Source organism: Pseudomonas veronii (genome assembly GCF_002028325.1).
Lineage (GTDB): Bacteria > Pseudomonadota > Gammaproteobacteria > Pseudomonadales > Pseudomonadaceae > Aquipseudomonas > Aquipseudomonas veronii.
This window is the reverse complement of record NZ_CP018420.1, coordinates 1,307,801-1,324,806: the sequence shown is the minus strand read 5'-3', so window position 1 is coordinate 1,324,806 and position 17,006 is coordinate 1,307,801. Positions and strand designations below refer to the sequence as shown.

General features: G+C 63.6%; 10 protein-coding genes. 3 read left to right on the top strand and 7 right to left on the bottom strand.

The window, feature by feature from the left end; genetic code table 11:
• Nucleotides 1-42 precede the first annotated feature (42 nt).
• Complete coding sequence (locus PverR02_RS05950; protein WP_079442945.1) at nt 43-813, top strand: MipA/OmpV family protein; 771 nt, start codon at nt 43-45, stop codon at nt 811-813.
• A gap of 132 nt (nt 814-945) precedes the next feature.
• Here the strand turns inward: PverR02_RS05950 and PverR02_RS05945 are convergent, their stop codons facing one another.
• From PverR02_RS05945 to PverR02_RS05925, 5 genes are all read right to left on the bottom strand, one after another.
• The gene (locus tag PverR02_RS05945; protein WP_017844597.1) at nt 946-1,350 is read right to left on the bottom strand and encodes an EamA family transporter; all 405 of its coding nucleotides are present in this window, start codon (nt 1,348-1,350) and stop codon (nt 946-948) included.
• Entirely contained in the window at nt 1,347-1,727 is a 381-nt protein-coding gene (locus PverR02_RS05940) for a DMT family transporter (protein ID WP_017844596.1), read from the bottom strand. Before PverR02_RS05940 ends, PverR02_RS05945 begins: the two co-directional genes overlap by 4 nt.
• Nucleotides 1,724-2,644, bottom strand: coding sequence for an arginase family protein (locus PverR02_RS05935; protein ID WP_017844595.1), 921 nt, complete (start codon nt 2,642-2,644; stop codon nt 1,724-1,726). The genes PverR02_RS05940 and PverR02_RS05935 overlap by 4 nt, the downstream gene beginning before the upstream one ends.
• A gap of 123 nt (nt 2,645-2,767) precedes the next feature.
• Nucleotides 2,768-3,421 carry a DsbA family oxidoreductase gene (locus tag PverR02_RS05930; protein ID WP_046384553.1) on the bottom strand — a complete coding sequence of 218 codons (654 nt, stop codon included), beginning with the start codon at nt 3,419-3,421 and terminating at the stop codon, nt 2,768-2,770.
• A 55-nt stretch (nt 3,422-3,476) separates the two neighbouring features.
• Complete coding sequence (locus PverR02_RS05925) at nt 3,477-4,496, bottom strand: alpha/beta fold hydrolase (protein ID WP_079442944.1); 1,020 nt, start codon at nt 4,494-4,496, stop codon at nt 3,477-3,479.
• 207 nt (nt 4,497-4,703) lie between these two features.
• Between PverR02_RS05925 and PverR02_RS05920 the strand changes: the two genes are divergently transcribed.
• Nucleotides 4,704-10,355 carry a dermonecrotic toxin domain-containing protein gene (locus PverR02_RS05920; protein ID WP_079442943.1) on the top strand — a complete coding sequence of 1,884 codons (5,652 nt, stop codon included), beginning with the start codon at nt 4,704-4,706 and terminating at the stop codon, nt 10,353-10,355.
• Between the two features lie 36 nt (nt 10,356-10,391).
• On the opposite strand, the gene PverR02_RS05915 is transcribed toward PverR02_RS05920, so the two are convergent.
• Nucleotides 10,392-15,326, bottom strand: a complete 4,935-nt coding sequence (locus PverR02_RS05915; protein WP_227778793.1) for a dermonecrotic toxin domain-containing protein — start codon at nt 15,324-15,326, stop codon at nt 10,392-10,394.
• 289 nt (nt 15,327-15,615) lie between these two features.
• Here PverR02_RS05915 and metR point away from each other — a divergent pair, with 289 nt between their 5' ends.
• A complete protein-coding gene (gene metR / locus PverR02_RS05910; RefSeq protein ID WP_017844590.1) occupies nt 15,616-16,533 on the top strand; it encodes a transcriptional regulator MetR in 918 nt (305 codons plus the stop codon).
• Nucleotides 16,534-16,564: 31 nt separating this feature from the next.
• Here metR and PverR02_RS05905 read toward each other — a convergent pair whose 3' ends face one another.
• On the bottom strand, nt 16,565-16,978 hold the full coding sequence (locus tag PverR02_RS05905; RefSeq protein ID WP_017844589.1) for an NUDIX hydrolase: 414 nt from the start codon (nt 16,976-16,978) through the stop codon (nt 16,565-16,567).
• Nucleotides 16,979-17,006 lie beyond the last annotated feature (28 nt).

Here is a 17,006-nt window from a genome sequence, read left to right as displayed (position 1 = left end):
TTGCGCGTTCATGCGCGCATATTCAATCAAGGAACAGTGACCATGTTCAGGATCACCTCCGCTGTATTCGCCGGATTTCTGGGGCTGTGGAGCGTTTCACAAGCCGCGCAGGCCGACGGCATCACCGGTGAAGCAGGCGCGGGTATCAGCTACCAGCCCAAGGAACCCACCGGCACCCGCTATGAAACCGCGGCCGTTCCATACCTCGACCTGGACTGGGGCGACGTGAGCCTGAGCACCGATGACGGCCTGTCCTGGAGCGCCTTGAAAACCAACGGTTTCAGCGCCGGCCCGTACATCAACTACCTGTCGCGCCGCACGTCCAACGGCGCCTTGTCGGGGCTGCGCGAAGTGTCGAGCATGGCCGAAGTCGGTGGGTTCGTGGAATACGCGCCGGCCGACTTCTGGCGCGTCTACGCCCAACTGGGTCGCGCCGTGGGCGGCGCCCAGGGTCAGGGCGGCGTGCTCGGCAAGGTCGGCGGCGAGCTGGGCTATCCGCTGGCCGGTGGGATCATCGGCAGCAGCGACCTGATGGCGCATTTTGCCGACCGACGCCAGACCAACACGTTTTTCGGCGTGAGCGATAGCGAAGCCGCCGCCTCGGGTTTCCGCCCCTACAACGCCAGCGGCGGCTTCCAGAACGTGACGTTCACCCAGAGCTTCGAGTTTCCCCTGGCGACGAAATGGTCGCTGTTGACCAGTGCCAGCTGGGTCCGCCTGGTGGGTTCGGCGGCGAACAGCAGCATCGTCAAGCAGGCCGGCAAAGTGAACCAGAGCCAGGTGCAGACGGCGATCAGCTACAAGTTCAACTGATGCACATCGATAAAAATGTGGGAGGGGGCTTGCCCCCGATAGCGCAGGGTCAGCCAATACATACGGGACTGATCTACCGCTATCGGGGGCAAGCCCCCTCCCACATGGAGCCAGTATTTCATCGCGATACTTTCAGTTTTCCTCGCCTTCGGCCAACAACCCGATCCCGACGATAATCACCCCAACGCCCACCCAGTGCAGCAGGCTGATATGTTCCCCCAGCCCCAGCCACGAACCGAGCAACACCACCACAAACACCAGCGAACTCAGCGGAAACGCCAGCGACAGGCTGCTGCGCCGCAGGATCAGCATCCACACGAAAAACGCGCCGATGTAACTGGCGATCGCCGCCAGAATCCCCGGGTTGCGCGCCACTTCGGACAACCACTGCCAGTTGAAATCCATCTGCCCCAGTTGGTCCCCGGCGACCTTGGTAAACAGCTGCCCGGCGCTCTCGGTGCAAATCAGCAACGCCCACAGCACCACGGTGCCAAGGCGTTCGTGCAACCAGCCCTGATCGATATTTTGCGTACTCATGCCTGACCCCCTGCAATCGCGACTAACATCACGCCGAAAGTAATCACCAGCGTGCCCATCCAGCGCCGGCGGCTGACGGTTTCCCCCAGCACCAGCTTGCCCGCCAGCACCACCCCGCAATAAGCCAGCGCCGCCGCCGGAAACAACAGGCTCAACGGCGCGCGGGACAAGGCTTCAAGCCAGACGAAAAACTCGATGGCGTAGGCCCCGAGCCCCGCCCACAACAACGGCGCATTGAACACCTGGCCCCAGAACGCGTTCAGGCGAAAGCCGCCCTCCAACTCCGGCAAACGGTCCAGGCCCATCTTGAAAAACAACTGGCCGACCACATCGAGCACGATGGAAAAGGCCACCAGCAACACCACGGTCAAAGTCACGGAAACAGCTCCTCAAACAGGTTGATCAGGGCTTCGTTGGTCGCGGCATTGCGCTGCAGGTCCTCGGCACTCCAGCGCTCGGCCGGCGGCTGGTCGGACTTGGCCTCCCAACGCTTGAAGGCGTTACTGAACACGGGCTTGGCGAACTCGCCGCACACGTCGATGCCGATGATCCGTTTGCGCGCCGCCAGGGCCCGCAGGGCCTGGAGCAGATGGCTCAGGCGCATGCCGCCCTGGTCCCAGTTGGTGGCCGCGTCTTCGCTGGCCAGCACATCTTTGTCGATGGTGATCCAGATGGCTTCGGTGGGCAGGCTGCTGATCATTTGCTCAAGGAATGCGGCCCAGTCCAGCTCCGCCAGGTTGCGCCAGTACAGGTAATTTTCCTGCTGCTGGTGGCCGGCGCCATCGCCGACCCGCCCCCAGACTTTCGACGGCGGGTGCTGCCATGGAAACAGCTGCAATTGCCCGCGCGTGAGGGCGCCGAGGTTGCCGCCGCGCAGCTGCGGGTTATGCAGGTCATCGCTGCACGGGCCGAGGGTGACGATGCGCTTGATCGCCGGCATCTTCAGCGCGCGGTTGACCCACGACCCGCAGTGGCGCTTGGGCGCAAAGCGGACCCAGTCGGGGTGGTTGTCGAAGTGGATCAGGCTGATCGGTTCTTTCAGGTCGGCCAGAAATGCCGGCGTCAGGTGGTGATAGTCGCCGGAGCCGACAAACAGGATTTCCGGCCGCGCGTCCGTGGGCCGGGGCCGTGCCGCCAGGCGTTCGGTGAAGCGCTTCCAGGTTTTTTCGGTGGACCACAGGCGCAGTTTCGGGCCCAGGTCCAGCAAGTCGAGACGGGTGGCATGACCACTGGCCAAACGCCGGGCAATCGGCGCTTGGCCCGTAAGGCTGTGGTCGAGGTCAAGAATATTCAAGGTAATGTTTCACCCCCAATGGCAGCGCCCAACCGGATTGCGGATGGGCTTTGGGGGGTCAATGCAAGGGACGGGCCAGGGACTCTCTTGAGGACAATGAGCCCCTCCCACATGGGACCAGCGTCAGGATCGGGATTCGCGGATGATCTGGCGAATCGCCCCGACAAACGTTTCGACCGGCTGGCCACCGCTGACCGCGTACTGCCCGTTGAACACGATGGTCGGCACCGACGTCACGCCACGGGACACCCACAGTTGTTCCTGCTCGCGCACCTCGGCGACGTATTCATCGCTGGCGAGAATCGCCGCGGCGCGTTGCGGGTCCAGGCCGACGCTCTCGGCGATACGCACCAGCGTCGCGTGATCGGACGGGTCCTGGCCATCGCTGAAATAGGCTTTGAACAGCGCTTCCTTGAGGTTGTACTGCAAGCCCTCCAACCCGGCCCAATGCAGCAGGCGATGAGCATCGAAGGTGTTGTAGATGCGGCTCTGGCCGTCGGTGCGGAATGCAAAGCCCAACTCGGCGCCCATGTCGCGGATGCGCGCACGGGTGGCCTGGGACTCTTCGGCGCTGGAGCCGTATTTCTCGGTGATGTGCTCGACGATGTTCTGGCCCTCGGCGGGCATGCCAGGGTTCAGTTCGAACGGCTGGAAGTGGATCTCGGCCTGCACCTCGCTGCCGAGCTGGTCGAGGGCTTCGGTCAGGCCGCGCAGGCCGATGACGCACCAGGGGCAGGACACATCGCTGACGAAATCGATTTTCAGGGCAGTACTCATGGTAGGCAACCTCGCTGGCATTAATGCGCCGCAAAAGCTGCACGATACACCAATGTCACAACACCTTCGCCGAGACCGGCGGCTCGATCTGCGCCCAATGGGTGGCGTCTTCGCGATGGGCTTGCAGGTACGGCAACACCGCCGCCAGCAACGGCGCCTTGAACGCTTCCTGGAAACGATGGGCCAGGCCCGGAATCAGCTTCAACTGGCTCCCCTGGATATGCGCGGCCAGGTGTACGCCGTGCATCACCGGCAACAACGGGTCGGCGGTGCCATGCACCACCAGGGTCGGCACGCGCAATTGGTTGAGCAACGGCACGCGGCTCGGTTCGGCGAGGATCGCCATGATCTGGCGCTTCACGCCCTCGGGGTTGAACGCACGGTCGTAGGACAGCGCGGCCTGATGCAGCAACACCTGGCGGTCATCCTTGACATACGGGCTGCCCAGCGCGGCCAGCAAATCGGCCTGTTGCTCCAGGGCCACTGCGCGATTGGGTGCGCTGCGCCGCGACAACAATTGCACCAGCGCCGCATTCGGCGCCGGCAGGCCTTCGGCGCCGGAGCTGGTCATGATCAGCGTCAGGCTTTCCACCCGCTGCGGCGCCATCGCGGCCAGGTGCTGGGCAATCATGCCGCCCATGCTCGCCCCGAGGACATGGAATTGCCGGACCTGCAACGCATCCATCAAGCCCAGGGCGTCATCGGCCATGTCGGTCAGCGTGTATGGCGCCGCCACGGGCAGGCCGAGTTTGTAGCGCAACACTTCAAACGTCAGGTTGGCGCTGGCCGGAGCCTGGCGCCAGGTGGACAGGCCGACATCGCGATTGTCGTAGCGGATCACCCGGAAACCTTGCTGGCACAGGGCGACGACAACCTCGTCAGGCCAGTGGATCAGTTGCCCGCCCAGGCCCATCACCAGCAACAAGGCCGGATCGGACGCACGGCCGATGCTCTGGTAGGCGATGCTCACCTGAGCCAGATCGACCGTTTGGGTCGGGACATTGACATCACATCGAGACGCCGCAAAAGACGGCAGGCCGAACAGTAGAGCGGCCAGTAACAGCAACACGCGCATGAAAAACACCGAAACACAGAACCCCAGTAGAGCGCGAGTCTGATGAAGTTTGTTCAAGCGCGCTGCCACAGTTGCGTGACAGTTTAATGAATGTCGCTCAACGGTCGGCTCACTAACTATCTATCCCTGCGCGCCTCGTTCTCCACCTTTAAATAGGGCTCCGACCGGTAAAGCACCGTTCTGCCCCTATTTTTCGAGTGCCGTCACATGACCGATACATCCAACCCGCTCTCCCCCCTTGCCGTGCGCGATTTCCCGCCGTTTTCCCACGCGCAGGTTCGCCCCGTGGACGAAAGCCTGCTGCTGGAAGCCACGGCCCGCTGGCACGCCAGCCGCGAACAGATGCTCCGGCTCAGCACCGATGCGCCCAGTGTCCACGCCTCGCTCAACGCGTTCATCAACGAGCAACTGGACCTGGACGGCGACAGCGTGCAGTTGCACTTTGCCGCCTCCGATGAAAGACCGGCGCGCTCCATCACACTGACCCAGGCCAGTGCCTTCGTTCATCAATTTCCCGCCTACGCCGCGCTTTACCAACATTGCCGGGTGATCGGCCTGCCGGAAAGCAAAACCCAGTACGCAGCGCAACCGTTCGAGCTGGTTAAACCCTTTACCCAGCTCAACGTGGAACAGGCCCTGCGAACCGCGTGGGTCCGCTACTGGTGGTTCACGCGCGCGCCTGGCACTGCGGTCTCGCGTCGCGATCACGCGGTTGCGCAGTACAGCAGCCATCTCCAAGCCGCCGCGCAGTTGGCCTGCGCCTCGGGGGCGATCACGGCCGATCAATTGAAACCGTTGCTCACGGTCCTCGACCCGCCAAGCGGCGCGTTGCAGCTCGACGGTCAGAAGATCTACGCCGAGCAACTGCTGCTCAAACGCACCGGGTTGGCCGATGCCGAGATACCCGGCGCGCTGGTCATTACCCTGGATGCCGAGGTCGTCCTCCAGCTGTTGTACCTGCCCTCTGAAGAACCGGCGCTGAACCTGTTCAACAGCCGCGTCGGCATGGAGCAGTGGTTGCTCGATCACCCCACGCTGTTCCCCGGCGTGACGGCCATCGCGCGAGACAACCTGATCGACTACCGCGAGGTCGACGAGCCCCTGCAAGCCGGCGTGACGCACCTGTTGGAACATCGCCTCAAAGAAAAGCAGGCCAGCTTGAAATACCCCCACGGCCGCGACCTCGCCGAACATGGACACAGAGCGCTGGAAGCAGCCGATCAGGTGGACCGGCAACAGCGCAGCCAGGGGGTTTTCGCCTTGCCGCCGGCATCCGCGCTCGCTCCCGCCGAGGACGACGCGCCCCTCGACAGCGCGCCCATAGTCTTCGCCGGACTGACCGCCGACCTGCCCCTGACCCAGCGCCGCCACGCGCTGTCGCGGCAACAACAGCCGCTCTTCGGTACGGTGCAAGCGCCTGCCATATTGCCGCCGCCGAGCGATGAGCAACAGGCCACGTTGCGCAGCCAACTCAACCGCTTGCACGAGGCGCAACAGCAAGCCCACGAAGCGGCCAGCGCGCTGTGGAATCAACCCCAGAACCAGCTATTGGAGCTGTCCCAACAGGCCAACCCCGACTATCACCGCTTGCTCCAGGCACGGCTGAACGGGCTGCTTGCCGAAGCCAGCCTGCAGCGCCAACTCAACCAGATCAGCCCGGCCGGGTACGCCATGCTCCTGGCCGCGCTTGACCCGCTCAACGCGCCAGACCCCGAACTCAAAGTGTCGGTGGCGACCTTGACGCTGTCGATCCGCGAGCGCAGCAACGACGCAATCAACACCCAGCGCAAAGAACTGGACGGCGTGCTGCTGATCACCCTGGAAGCGGCGCTGCTCGATGCGTCAACGCCTCAGGACCTGTTGTTGTACTGGCCGGGCAGCCAGGGCGGGCTGCAGCACTTCGCTTCGCGCCAGGCGCTTGAACAGTGGCTCGGCGTAACGCCCTCGGACGCGGCGTCGCTGGAACTGGCCCTGCTCAATCAGACCCCGTTCGAGTACAGCCTCACCGTGCAACTCGACGACTGGGTCGCCCAGATCGAAGCGATGCTTCGCCGCGCCCCGGACGACACCGAGCGCCAAGCCCGGGAGCTGCAACCCATGCGCGTGCAAGCGATCCAGGAACTGGGCGTATCGACCAACACCGCGCGCGAACTGGCCTATGCGCAGCTTCTGGAGCAGCAGCAGAGCGGCGCACTGGCGGCGCAACTGCCGGTCTGGCTCGGCCAGGTTTCAGCGGCCGACAGGGCCGAACTCAAGGCCCTGCTGGAGCGCTACATCGTGGCGTTGCAACGCGCCGATGAAGTATTGAACCTGAAGCTGCCGCTGATCAGCAGTTTTTGCACAAAACGCCTGCACGCAAGGCTGTCCCGGGACTTCTCGCTCAAACAACCGTTCAGCGTTCAGCTCGACGTTCCCGAATCGGTCACGCATCAACAGCATTTCGTCGGAGCCCCTGGCGCGCCAGGCACTCCGACCAAGACGGTGCAGGTCCCCAGCGCCACCCGGGTCAAAATGAGCCTGGATGAGCTGGCGCTGAGCAACATCGATACGCCGATCGCCGAGCGCTTGACGTTCATGAAGGTCGAGGTCAGCAGCCAGGACGCCACGGAAGGCCAGGCACTCACCGCCGGGCTCAGCGCCAACTACCTGCGCAAGCTGGTGCCGGAACTGGACCTGGCCCAAGCGTATGAAGACCTGATCGTCGAGGCTTACCAAGGCTCGGATCGCGAAACGGACTTCAGCCGTGACTATCGCCTCGAATGCCTGCTCGAACCTCAGCGCCTGATGCTTACGCTCCAGGGGCGCCTGGCGTTCCTGCAAAAGCACATCACGGCCACCGAACTGAACACCTTCAACATCGCCGTGAATGCCAGCACGGCCGAAGCCTGGCGCGCCGATGGCAATGACATTGAGTTGCTCCCCGCCCACCTCAGTGTCGGCGGGCCAGACACCCAGGACGGTTCAAGCACGTTGTCCGGCGTCACCTTCATCCGTCAGAAAAACTCCGGGCTCACCCTGCTCTATCTGCCCGAGAGCCCGGACGGCCACTACCTGCGCAGCTACGCCAACCTTGAAGCCGCGCGACTGGCGCTGTACCGCCTGTGCCTGAGCAGCACAATGGTCAATTACCTGGCCGGCCGCGCCTTGCTGGGCAACGTGGCCAACCACGTTAGCCGGATCAATCAAGCGGTGCTCCGGCATTTCGACGCGCTGATCGGCGTCGGCCGCCCCTGGCCCGTCACCACGTCGCTGGCCGGCCATTTGCTCAACGCGCAAATGGGCCGCGTCAAGGAGGCCCACCGCGCCAGTTCCCGTTCCAACAGCGACCTGTACCTGGAACGCTATGCCATCAAAGGCGTGCAGGCCTTCAGCTATATCAAGATGGCGCTCGGCGTGGTCCCCGTGGTGGGTACGGTGATCGGCCTTTACGACGGCTGGGTCAGCGCCAATGACGCGGTAGATGCATTTCGACGCGGCGATCATGCCCAAGGCATGCACGACATCACCCAGGTCCTGCAATCAATGATCGACGCCGGCGTGGATGTGGCCGGCGGGGTGCTGATCACGCCCAACGCAGCGCGCACGCGCACGCTTGGGCGCCAGTTGCGCAATGCCTTCAAGGGCGGCCGCTATCTGCAACCGCCCATGAGCCGCAAGGCGCGCCGCATCGCCGAGCGCTTCAGCGGGTATGAGTACGACAAGGAGATCGCCCTGGCCCATCTGACCCCGGCGAGCCACGGTATTTACCGCAACATCTACCGCCATGCCGACGGCCACTTCATCGTGCGGCAGGGCAACGTCTATCAGGTCGAACTGCAGAACGGCCATTGGCGCTTGAGCGGCAACGCGCTGAAAACCTACAAACAACCGATTGCCCTGGATGACGCCGGCCAATGGGACACCCACTTCGGCGTCTACGGCACCGCGCAACCGGCGGGCCTGGCGGGCGGCGGCGGTGTGCTCGGGCACCTGGCGGACACCCTCGAGCCGCTCTGGCCGATGGCGATTCGACAACGGCTGCCGATCTGGTGGACCGATCATGTCCTGCGCCGCCAACTGGCGCTCAGCAATGCGCTCAATACGCTGAGCAGTCGGCTCGACGCTCAACTGGCCGCGACCAGCAACCTGCAACACCTGTCCAACCAAAGCGACTTCGCCACCCGCAAGACATTGCAGCCAACCCTTGATCAGGCCTACACCCAGGACATCGAGCTGGCGATTCAGCAGACCAACGCCATTCAGGACGTGATCGCCTCCACCCCCAACAGAGAGCACCTGGCCCTCCAAGGCTTGCAAAGCCGCGCTGCCTTGATTGTCACCAGCAGAGCCGTGGAACGCCTGAAAGTCGCCGCGGCCGCGCTGCAGGAATTGACCGGGCAATTCGCTGATATCCAGGTGCCGCCAGCACTCCCCGCCGCCATTCTGCAGTTTCTGCAAACCCGCAAAGGTCTCAGCCAGAAAATCGTGCAGGAACTCGACCGGATCGACCGCATCTTCCTGGTCATGAACGAATGGAGCAGCCAGATCAACCTGGCAGCGCTGGAGGCCGATCTGCGCCTCCAAGGCAGAAGCACGCGCAGGACCGCGCAACAGATCGACGCGGACCTGCAAAATACGCGCACGCTGGCGGGCGAGGCTCGCGATGACGCGGCGCGCTGGAACGAGCTCTACGATGAAGGGTTTCGCACGCATCTGCGCACCGTCCACAGCATCGATACGTTCAACCGCTACGATCACGTCAGCGATCCTTCCTGGTTGTATTTGCAAAGTGAGGTCAATCGCGTCTATCTCGACGCTCACCTGGCCCTGAACACGCATTTCGCACTGACAAAAACGCCCACCACCGTCAGCCAGCGCACGCGGATCCTCAACGAATGTATCGATGCCTACGCGCGGTTCAGCCTCAGCGTTAAAACCTTGAGCGCAGGCTACCCGCAACATTTTGACCTGGATAACCTGGACGCCTTGCTGAACAACCTCGAGCGCATGATTCAACTGGCCCGCCACCGTATCGGCACAACACCTCGCCTGCGGCGCCCGCAGCCCGATGCCCCCCAAGGGACGGTGTTTGAAAGCGAAGACAACCGGCTGCTGATCGGCATAAAAAGCACCGACCCTCGCACCAACACCACGCGCTACACCATCGACAACCTCAGCGGCCACACCGAGACCTGGGAGCAACGCCCGGACGGTCGGGCCCAGCGCCAACCGGCGCCGCCCGTGGAGTTCCCGGCGGAGGCGAACGTGAAGTCGGTGATGGTGAGCGAAGCCCAGAACCGCCTGCGCGCCGTGCCGGCGTACCAGGCCAAAGTCGACGCCTATGCCCGCCAGGGCATGTTGCCGGTGGACCTTGAACACATGCTGGTCAGCGAAGCCGCCGAACTCACCTTGCGCGCAAACCGCATCGCGCGCCTTGACCCCGAGGAGCCGAGCCTCCAGCCATTGCGCACGACCGCCAGCGAACTGACCGCCGCCGGCCGCGCCTTGCGCACCCGACAATCGTTGGCCAGCCGCAAACCCACCGACGGCATGCTCGATGACCTGGTCAGGCATCACGTGGTCGAGGTGCGTCGAACCGCGTCGATGAGCGAACTGGCGAGGCGTGCCAACGGGCATCGCGACTTCATGCAGGAATATGAAGTCTGGGACCTGACCGCCACCCCGCCGCGCCCGTTGTGGTACGCGCACTTTCATTACAACCGCCGCACGGCGATCTTCGAGGAATTCGAAAAGGCCCACCTGAAACTGCCGGAGCATCGTTACTTGACCCATGCCGACGACCCGTCGCTGCCGTTTTCGGACATCGGCAGGCAGTCCGCTGCATTGCCGCATATCCGGCCGCTGTGGGTTGCCCAATAACCGCGCCGGCCTGCGGCTGTCAGCGGAGCGCTTCGGTCACAGCGTCAAAAACAGTTTTTCATCCAGCGGCGGGCCGATCCGCGCCCTGACGATCTGTTCCACCACGCGGTTATTGCCCGCCTCGGCCACCAGGTCTTTCTGGGTCTTGGTGCGCTGCGACGGGATCTTCAGGTGCGCCGCCGTGTAGAGATTGCGCGGCGAACCTTTGGCCGGGTAGTGGAAATGGGCATACCACAAGACGTCGACCTTGCCTTTTTCACGCACGGCGTACTCGGTGAAGACATCGCCGCTTTTGGTCGCGATGTCTCGCTGGACCAGGTTGATGTCGACGAACCCGTGCTTCCACAGGTAGTCGATGTTTTCCGGTTTGGGGGGTAGGACCTTGTAGCCATCAGCGCAATGTTGGCGGGCCTTGGCAAGCAGTTCGTCCGCCGCCGTGCGCCACTGTTTGACCCATTGTTCGGTTTCGGGATTGCTGCCATGACGGGTTTCGGCCTGCAAGGCGGTCGCCTGAAGCCGCTCGGCCTGGGCTTGCAGCATGTCGTTCCAGTCCAGCGGGTTGATGCCCTCCCGGCGTTGCGGGTCGTTGAGTTTGCGTTTCTGGAACGCGATCGTGCGTTCAATGCCGGCGCTTTCTTCGAGCAGTTTCCTGGCGTCGGACTTGAGCGTTGACAGCGACTTGGGCGATGACGCGGGCCGTGCGGGTTGCGCGGGAACGATCTTCACCCACTCGCCCTCGCTCGCGTGTTCGCTGTAACTGGCGACCGACCGGCCGGATTGCGGGTCCAGCACATCGATGATCGCGCCGGAGCCTGCCGCCTGGGGGCGCGCGGTGCCGATCAGGGTTTCCTTGTCGCGGGTCTTGAACGTGCGCTGGCCCGCCGGTTTTTGCCGTTGATCGATACGCACGACGGCGGCAGGCACCAGCGCTTGTTCCTCGCGCATCACTTCGGCCAGGTCGGTTTGGGCATCGTTGATCACATCGCGCAGGCGTTCGGCAAACAGCTGCTGATACTCGGCTCGCTGAAGGCCGGGATTCGTGTCCTGTATCGCCAGACTGTCGCTGAGCACGCGCTGGTAGGTGCCGACGACGGTTTCCAGCGTCGCCTTGCGTTCGCTCAAGCTGTAACCGGTGTACTGCCGCAGGTCCAGGTGAGCGTTGTAGACGGGGATCAGGTTGGTTGAACTCAAGCGCTGCAGGTAAAACGACTCCACTGGGTCGCTCGTTCGCGCATAGCGATCGAGGCTCAGTTCTTTGAGGTTGGTCAGGCTGGTCAGCTTCATGCGCAGGGCCGTAATCGCAGGTGGCTGTCGCTCTTGCTGCTTGAGGAAGTGCGCGGCCTTGGTTTTGCCGAACGACGAATCGTCCGTCCATTTCTCCAGCACGGCGGCGGAGGCCAGGGCGGCTTCCCGCACGCTTTCCAAGTCGCGGTAAACCCTGGCGAAGTTGTCCATCAGCTCGATATACGTGCTTTTTGAGCCGGTCCTTGCCTCGCTCACCACCTCCGCCATCGAGCGTCCGCTGGGGACGTGTTGATTGCTGTCTTCGGCCAGCGTGGTGTAGAACTGTTCGATTTCACGGTAGTTGTCGAGCACCGTCTCATAGAGATTGGAGCGCGCCTGTTTTTCTTCGGAAAGATCATCCACTGCGCCGAGTTTTTTCGGCACCAGATGGTCAATGGCGGTCTGAGCCGCCGCACTGTGTACCTCAGTGCGTTGCTTGAGTTGCACGAGTTGCTGGTCGATGGTCTGCCTGAGGTTCTTCGTGAGTTCCAACTGCGCCAGGTAAGGCGCGATAAAGCGCTGTTGATGCTCCCCGGTGGTAGACAGCCCCCACAGCGTGCGCAGTTTTTTACGGCCGTTGTAGTAGTCGGTAATGCTCGCAATCACTTGATTACGCGAGTCTGCCCTCGGTCCATCCAATACAAGTGCGGCCTCGACGGCCTGACTGAACGCTTCCCCTCGCGCCTGTTGTGCCTGCCTGTTTTGTTTGACCCGCTCGGCGACGCCGTTCTTGCGCGGCATGCCACCGCGCAGCCGGGGGCGACTGTCGAAACTCCAGCGCCCCTGTGCGTCACGCCTGATCGGCGGGCCGGTACGCGCGCGGTTGTTCGCGTCGATGATGAACACCCCGTCTAGGTCGTTGGCCACCCGGAACCACTGCTTGTCGATGTTGGCGTACAGCCCGCCCTGGCTCAGGTACAGGCCCTGTTTTGGCCCCTCGGCAATCGCCGCACCGACATCGACCGGCGCGGCTACCCGGAATGACTCGATCTGCGCGAGCTGGCCGGGGCTCAGGCGGCGCGGGCTGGAGAACGCAAAATCCAGCATGCTCGCATGACCGCCGATGGCGCTGGCAGAAGGCTCCACACCGCCTTGGCGGATGCTCGCGCGATGGGCGCCCGGCGTCTGGCCCGGGGCGCGGCGCAGCGGGCCATCGTTTGGCGCGATGGCTTTGAGAGCGTCAAGCGTCAGCGGCGGCTGCGCGGCGTCGGCGGGCGCGGAATGGGTCAAGACCATGCCCATATTGAGCAACAGGTCCACCACGCTGGCCGTGCTGTCGCTCTGGGCGGCGGGGTTGGACAGTCTGCGGATATCGTCCTCGCTACCGGCCAACTGCAACAACCACCCCGCCATCGCCCCAGGCCCACGCAACACGGGTAACAGGGTGTTGAACAACAACCCGCCCAGTTCCTTGAAGGAAGCCCAGCGGCTCTGCGCGTCCGATACCGATTGCCCCTGGGCCAGGTTCACCAGGCTGTGGGTGTTGCTCTGGTACAGGTGCTGCATCAAGCGCCCTTGCTCCAGGTCCTGGCGTAATGTGCTGGCGGCGTCATAGCCGTCCACGGCGAGTGTCGTCGGTGCCGGTTGGGCGGGCGCATCGAACTCGTTGAAGACGCTGTAGCGGGCAATGTTGGGAATCTTGAAGCCGCCGTTGCCGTACACCGCGCGCGTCCTGTCGTCGGGCAACCAGGCCAGCACGCTTTGCTGCAAGGGGCCGGGCTGTTGCACCGCCTCCAGCAGCGCTTGGCGCGTGGCAAATTCCTGCAATACCGGGGACAACATCGGCCGGTAGAGAAGGTGCGGGCCGACAGCCGCATTCGCTGGCTCGATGACGAACATGTTCTGGACTACATCGGGTGTCGCGCCGGACTTGCGGATAAACGCCAGGGGCCGCATGACGATGTCTTGCCCGTCGACCTGTTTCGCTCCAGCGCCGGGCGTCAGCAGCGCCTCCACATACCGGTAACCGTGCGCGGTGATGCCCGCGTCGCCCTTGAGCTTGAGCTCCAGCGCCTGCATCGCCAGTTGGCGCGGGACTTGTTGGGCGAACAAGGCGCTGCGCCGACGTGACTCATCGCTGTCACCCAGCAGGTGGGTTTGCAGCAACGCAGGATAGTGTTTGCCGATGTCCACCTGACTGACGATGTCTTTCAAGCGCTGCGGCATTGCTGGGTCGCTGATCGGTTGACCGAAGTGGCGCACTTCGATTTCGCCCTTGGGCAGCCCGGCCAGATTGCGCAAGGCCATGTCGGTCAGGCTCATCGTGACGCGCTCGATGTAGCCGCTGCCCAACGTGCCGACCGGTACTTTGAAGGTGACGTCGAGGTGGTCCGCGAGCAGCCCGGTGTTCTGCAACTGCGCTTGCAGCTGTTGCTGGGTATAGGTGCGAATATCGGGGATGTCCGAAAAAAAGTTACGCCCCTGGTTGCGTTGGACATCGCTGGCCAGTTCGAGGGCGTGGCGATGGTAGGCAAGGCGATCGGCCGGGTCGGCGTTGCGCATCCACTGCGGCAGTTTTTCCTGCAGCCGCGCCAGTTCCGCAGAATCTGCGGCATAGGCGCCGACAAACCACGGGCTCGGATCACTGAGCACGCTGAAGCGCTGCTCCAGAGCCTGAAGGCTGCCGGCTGGTGGGAGTTCGATGCTGTCTATCGCCTGCAACTGGTTGTTCAGAATGATGCCCGCTTGCGCATCGAAGATATTCGCGTCCGGCTCCTGGCGTTTCCAGGTCAAGTGGTCGAAGACGAAGTCGTTTTCCAGCGTCTCGCCCCAGGCCTTGCCGAAGGCTTCCAGCGAGTCGTAAGGGGTGATCTGGCCGTTGGCCGCGGCATGCAGAACCTGGGTGCTGGCGCCGATCTGACGGGTGAGCAAAAGATCCGGGCTGAGCTGGGTGGAGGCACCGCCACCGTAGCGGACGCTGGTGTCGAGCACGAAGACCCGCGCCGCATCGTCGCCGTTGGCACTCACGCGTTGCGCACGCTCGGGCCAGGTGACCACCTGGTCAAGGGTGGCGCGTTGTGCATCGGTAAGGCCGGGCTGTTTCAGCGCCGCACTGCGCAGGTTGTCGCTGAGCATGCCGCTGAGCCACAACCAGCGGTTGTCCGCCCCGACAGCATTTTGTCCCCAGTAACGGGTCAAGGCTCGCGCAAACGCGTCTTTGAGGCTGGGCCGAAGGCTGCGGATCGCCAGTTCGATGGCCGACATGTCGATGTCTTCGCGCCGGTTGCCTGAAGCGTCGGGGACTCTGAGGGTGGTGCCGGTTCCTTGTTTGACCAGTTTCTGCGGCCATGAATACTTGTCGGTGAAATCGATATCGGCCCCGCTGGCCAGGTGGTTGAGCGCGACATCCAGCAGCGGGGTCAAGCGGTATTGAACCGGGTTTTCCGCGATCGGTTCTGCCACCGAGGTCCGCGCCACGTCGAATTCCAGCGTGGGATACAGGCTGTTGATCGCCTCGCCGAGCATGTCCCTGACAACCGAGCGCACGTCGGGCCGCGTCGCGAACTGGCTGCTGACGGCGTGGGCGGCGAGGTGGCTGGCGCGGGGCCGGGGTTGCACCTCGGCGATGGCGCCGGCACGGCTCAGGGAGGTGGGCGCGGGTGCAGGGGGCGAAGGGGTTGGATTGGCCGGTGGTACAGCGGGGTACAGACGAGAGATGAAGGGCATTGCAGCGGCGCTAGCGGTCATGGGGCACATCCTTGGCGGGGCAATACGGTGTCGTCCCAACGACGCATGGAGCGCTCTTCGGGACGAATGTCGCGGCAAAAATACCCACTCATCCCTACGGTGAAACAAGAAATGCGTAATTGACTATGTCCACACACGCGGGGCCCGCCGGGGCTCCGGGCCAGCGCCGTTTCGCAATGTATGGCGGGATATGAACCTCATGCGCCGGCCGGCAGGTCGACAGCTCGCGCAACATGAGACAAACTCACCCTATTCGAATTGCTCATCAATATTGCTCATGGAGACCACGGTGCTGGAAATCCGCCACCTGAAAACCCTGCACGCCTTGCGCGAGGCCGACAGCCTGGTCGAAGCCGCCGAACGCCTGCACTTGACCCAATCCGCCCTGTCCCACCAGTTCAAAGAACTGGAGGAGCGGTTGGGCATGCCGTTGTTCGTGCGCAAGACCAAACCGGTGCGTTTCACCAGCGCCGGCCTGCGCCTGCTGCAACTGGCGGACGCCACCCTGCCCCTGCTGCGCGGCGCCGAGCGCGACATTGCGCGCCTGGCCGGTGGCACCGCCGGGCGCCTGCACATGGCTATCGAATGCCACAGCTGCTTCCAGTGGCTGATGCCGACCATCGACCAGTTCCGCGATGCCTGGCCCGAGGTCGAGCTGGACCTGGCGTCCGGTTTCGCCTTCGCCCCGCTGCCGGCCCTGGCCCGTGGCGACCTGGATCTGGTGGTCACTTCCGACCCGCTGGAGCTGCCGGGCATCACGTATGTGCCGCTGTTCACCTACGAAGCCATGCTGGCCGTGGCCAACCAGCACCCCCTGGCGAACAAGTCGTACATCGTGCCGCAAGACCTGCTCAGCGAAACCCTGATCACCTACCCGGTGGAACGCGACCGCCTGGATATTTTCACCCGCTTCCTCGAACCCGCCGATGTCGAACCGGCCCAGGTACGCACCTCGGAGCTGACGGTGATGATGATGCAACTGGTCGCCAGCGGTCGTGGCGTTTGCGGCATGCCGCATTGGGCGCTGCATGAATACAGCTCGCGCGGTTACGTCAAGGCCAAGCGCCTGGGTGAGAAAGGCCTGTTTGCGACGCTGTATGCGGGGATTCGTGCAGACATGCTGGACGCGCCGTACATGCGCGACTTCCTGCTGACGGCCAAGGACACGTCGTTTTCCACACTGGATGGGGTCAGCGCCGTGCGTTGAGGGGCACGGCTCAGTCCTTGGAACCCGCCAATCAGGCGGTGGTGGTCAGCGATTTGCGATAAAACGGCAGGATCAGCTCACGCGTCAAGGGCGCCAGGTGCAGGCCGCCGTCTCCGGCCGGGTCGATCCAGCGCACTTCTTCGATCTCGGCGGCCGGGGTCACCGGCACGTCGATCCGTACCTGGAACAGTTCGGCTTGCACCGTAAAACCTGGCTCGTTGGCGGCCGGGGCCGAGAAACGGCCGAGGTAGACCGCCTGGCTCGGCTCGATGCGCAAGTTCAGCTCTTCGTGCAGCTCACGGGCCAGCGCTTCGACCGGTTGTTCGCCGGCATCGATCTTGCCGCCCGGTTGCATGAATGCCTGAGTGCCGCGCTTGCGCACCAGCAACGTCTGGCCGTCGCCGCCGATCAGGAGCGCGGCGGCGATACGGATAGTGGTTGGCATGGACAAAATCACCTTGAATGCAAAGACA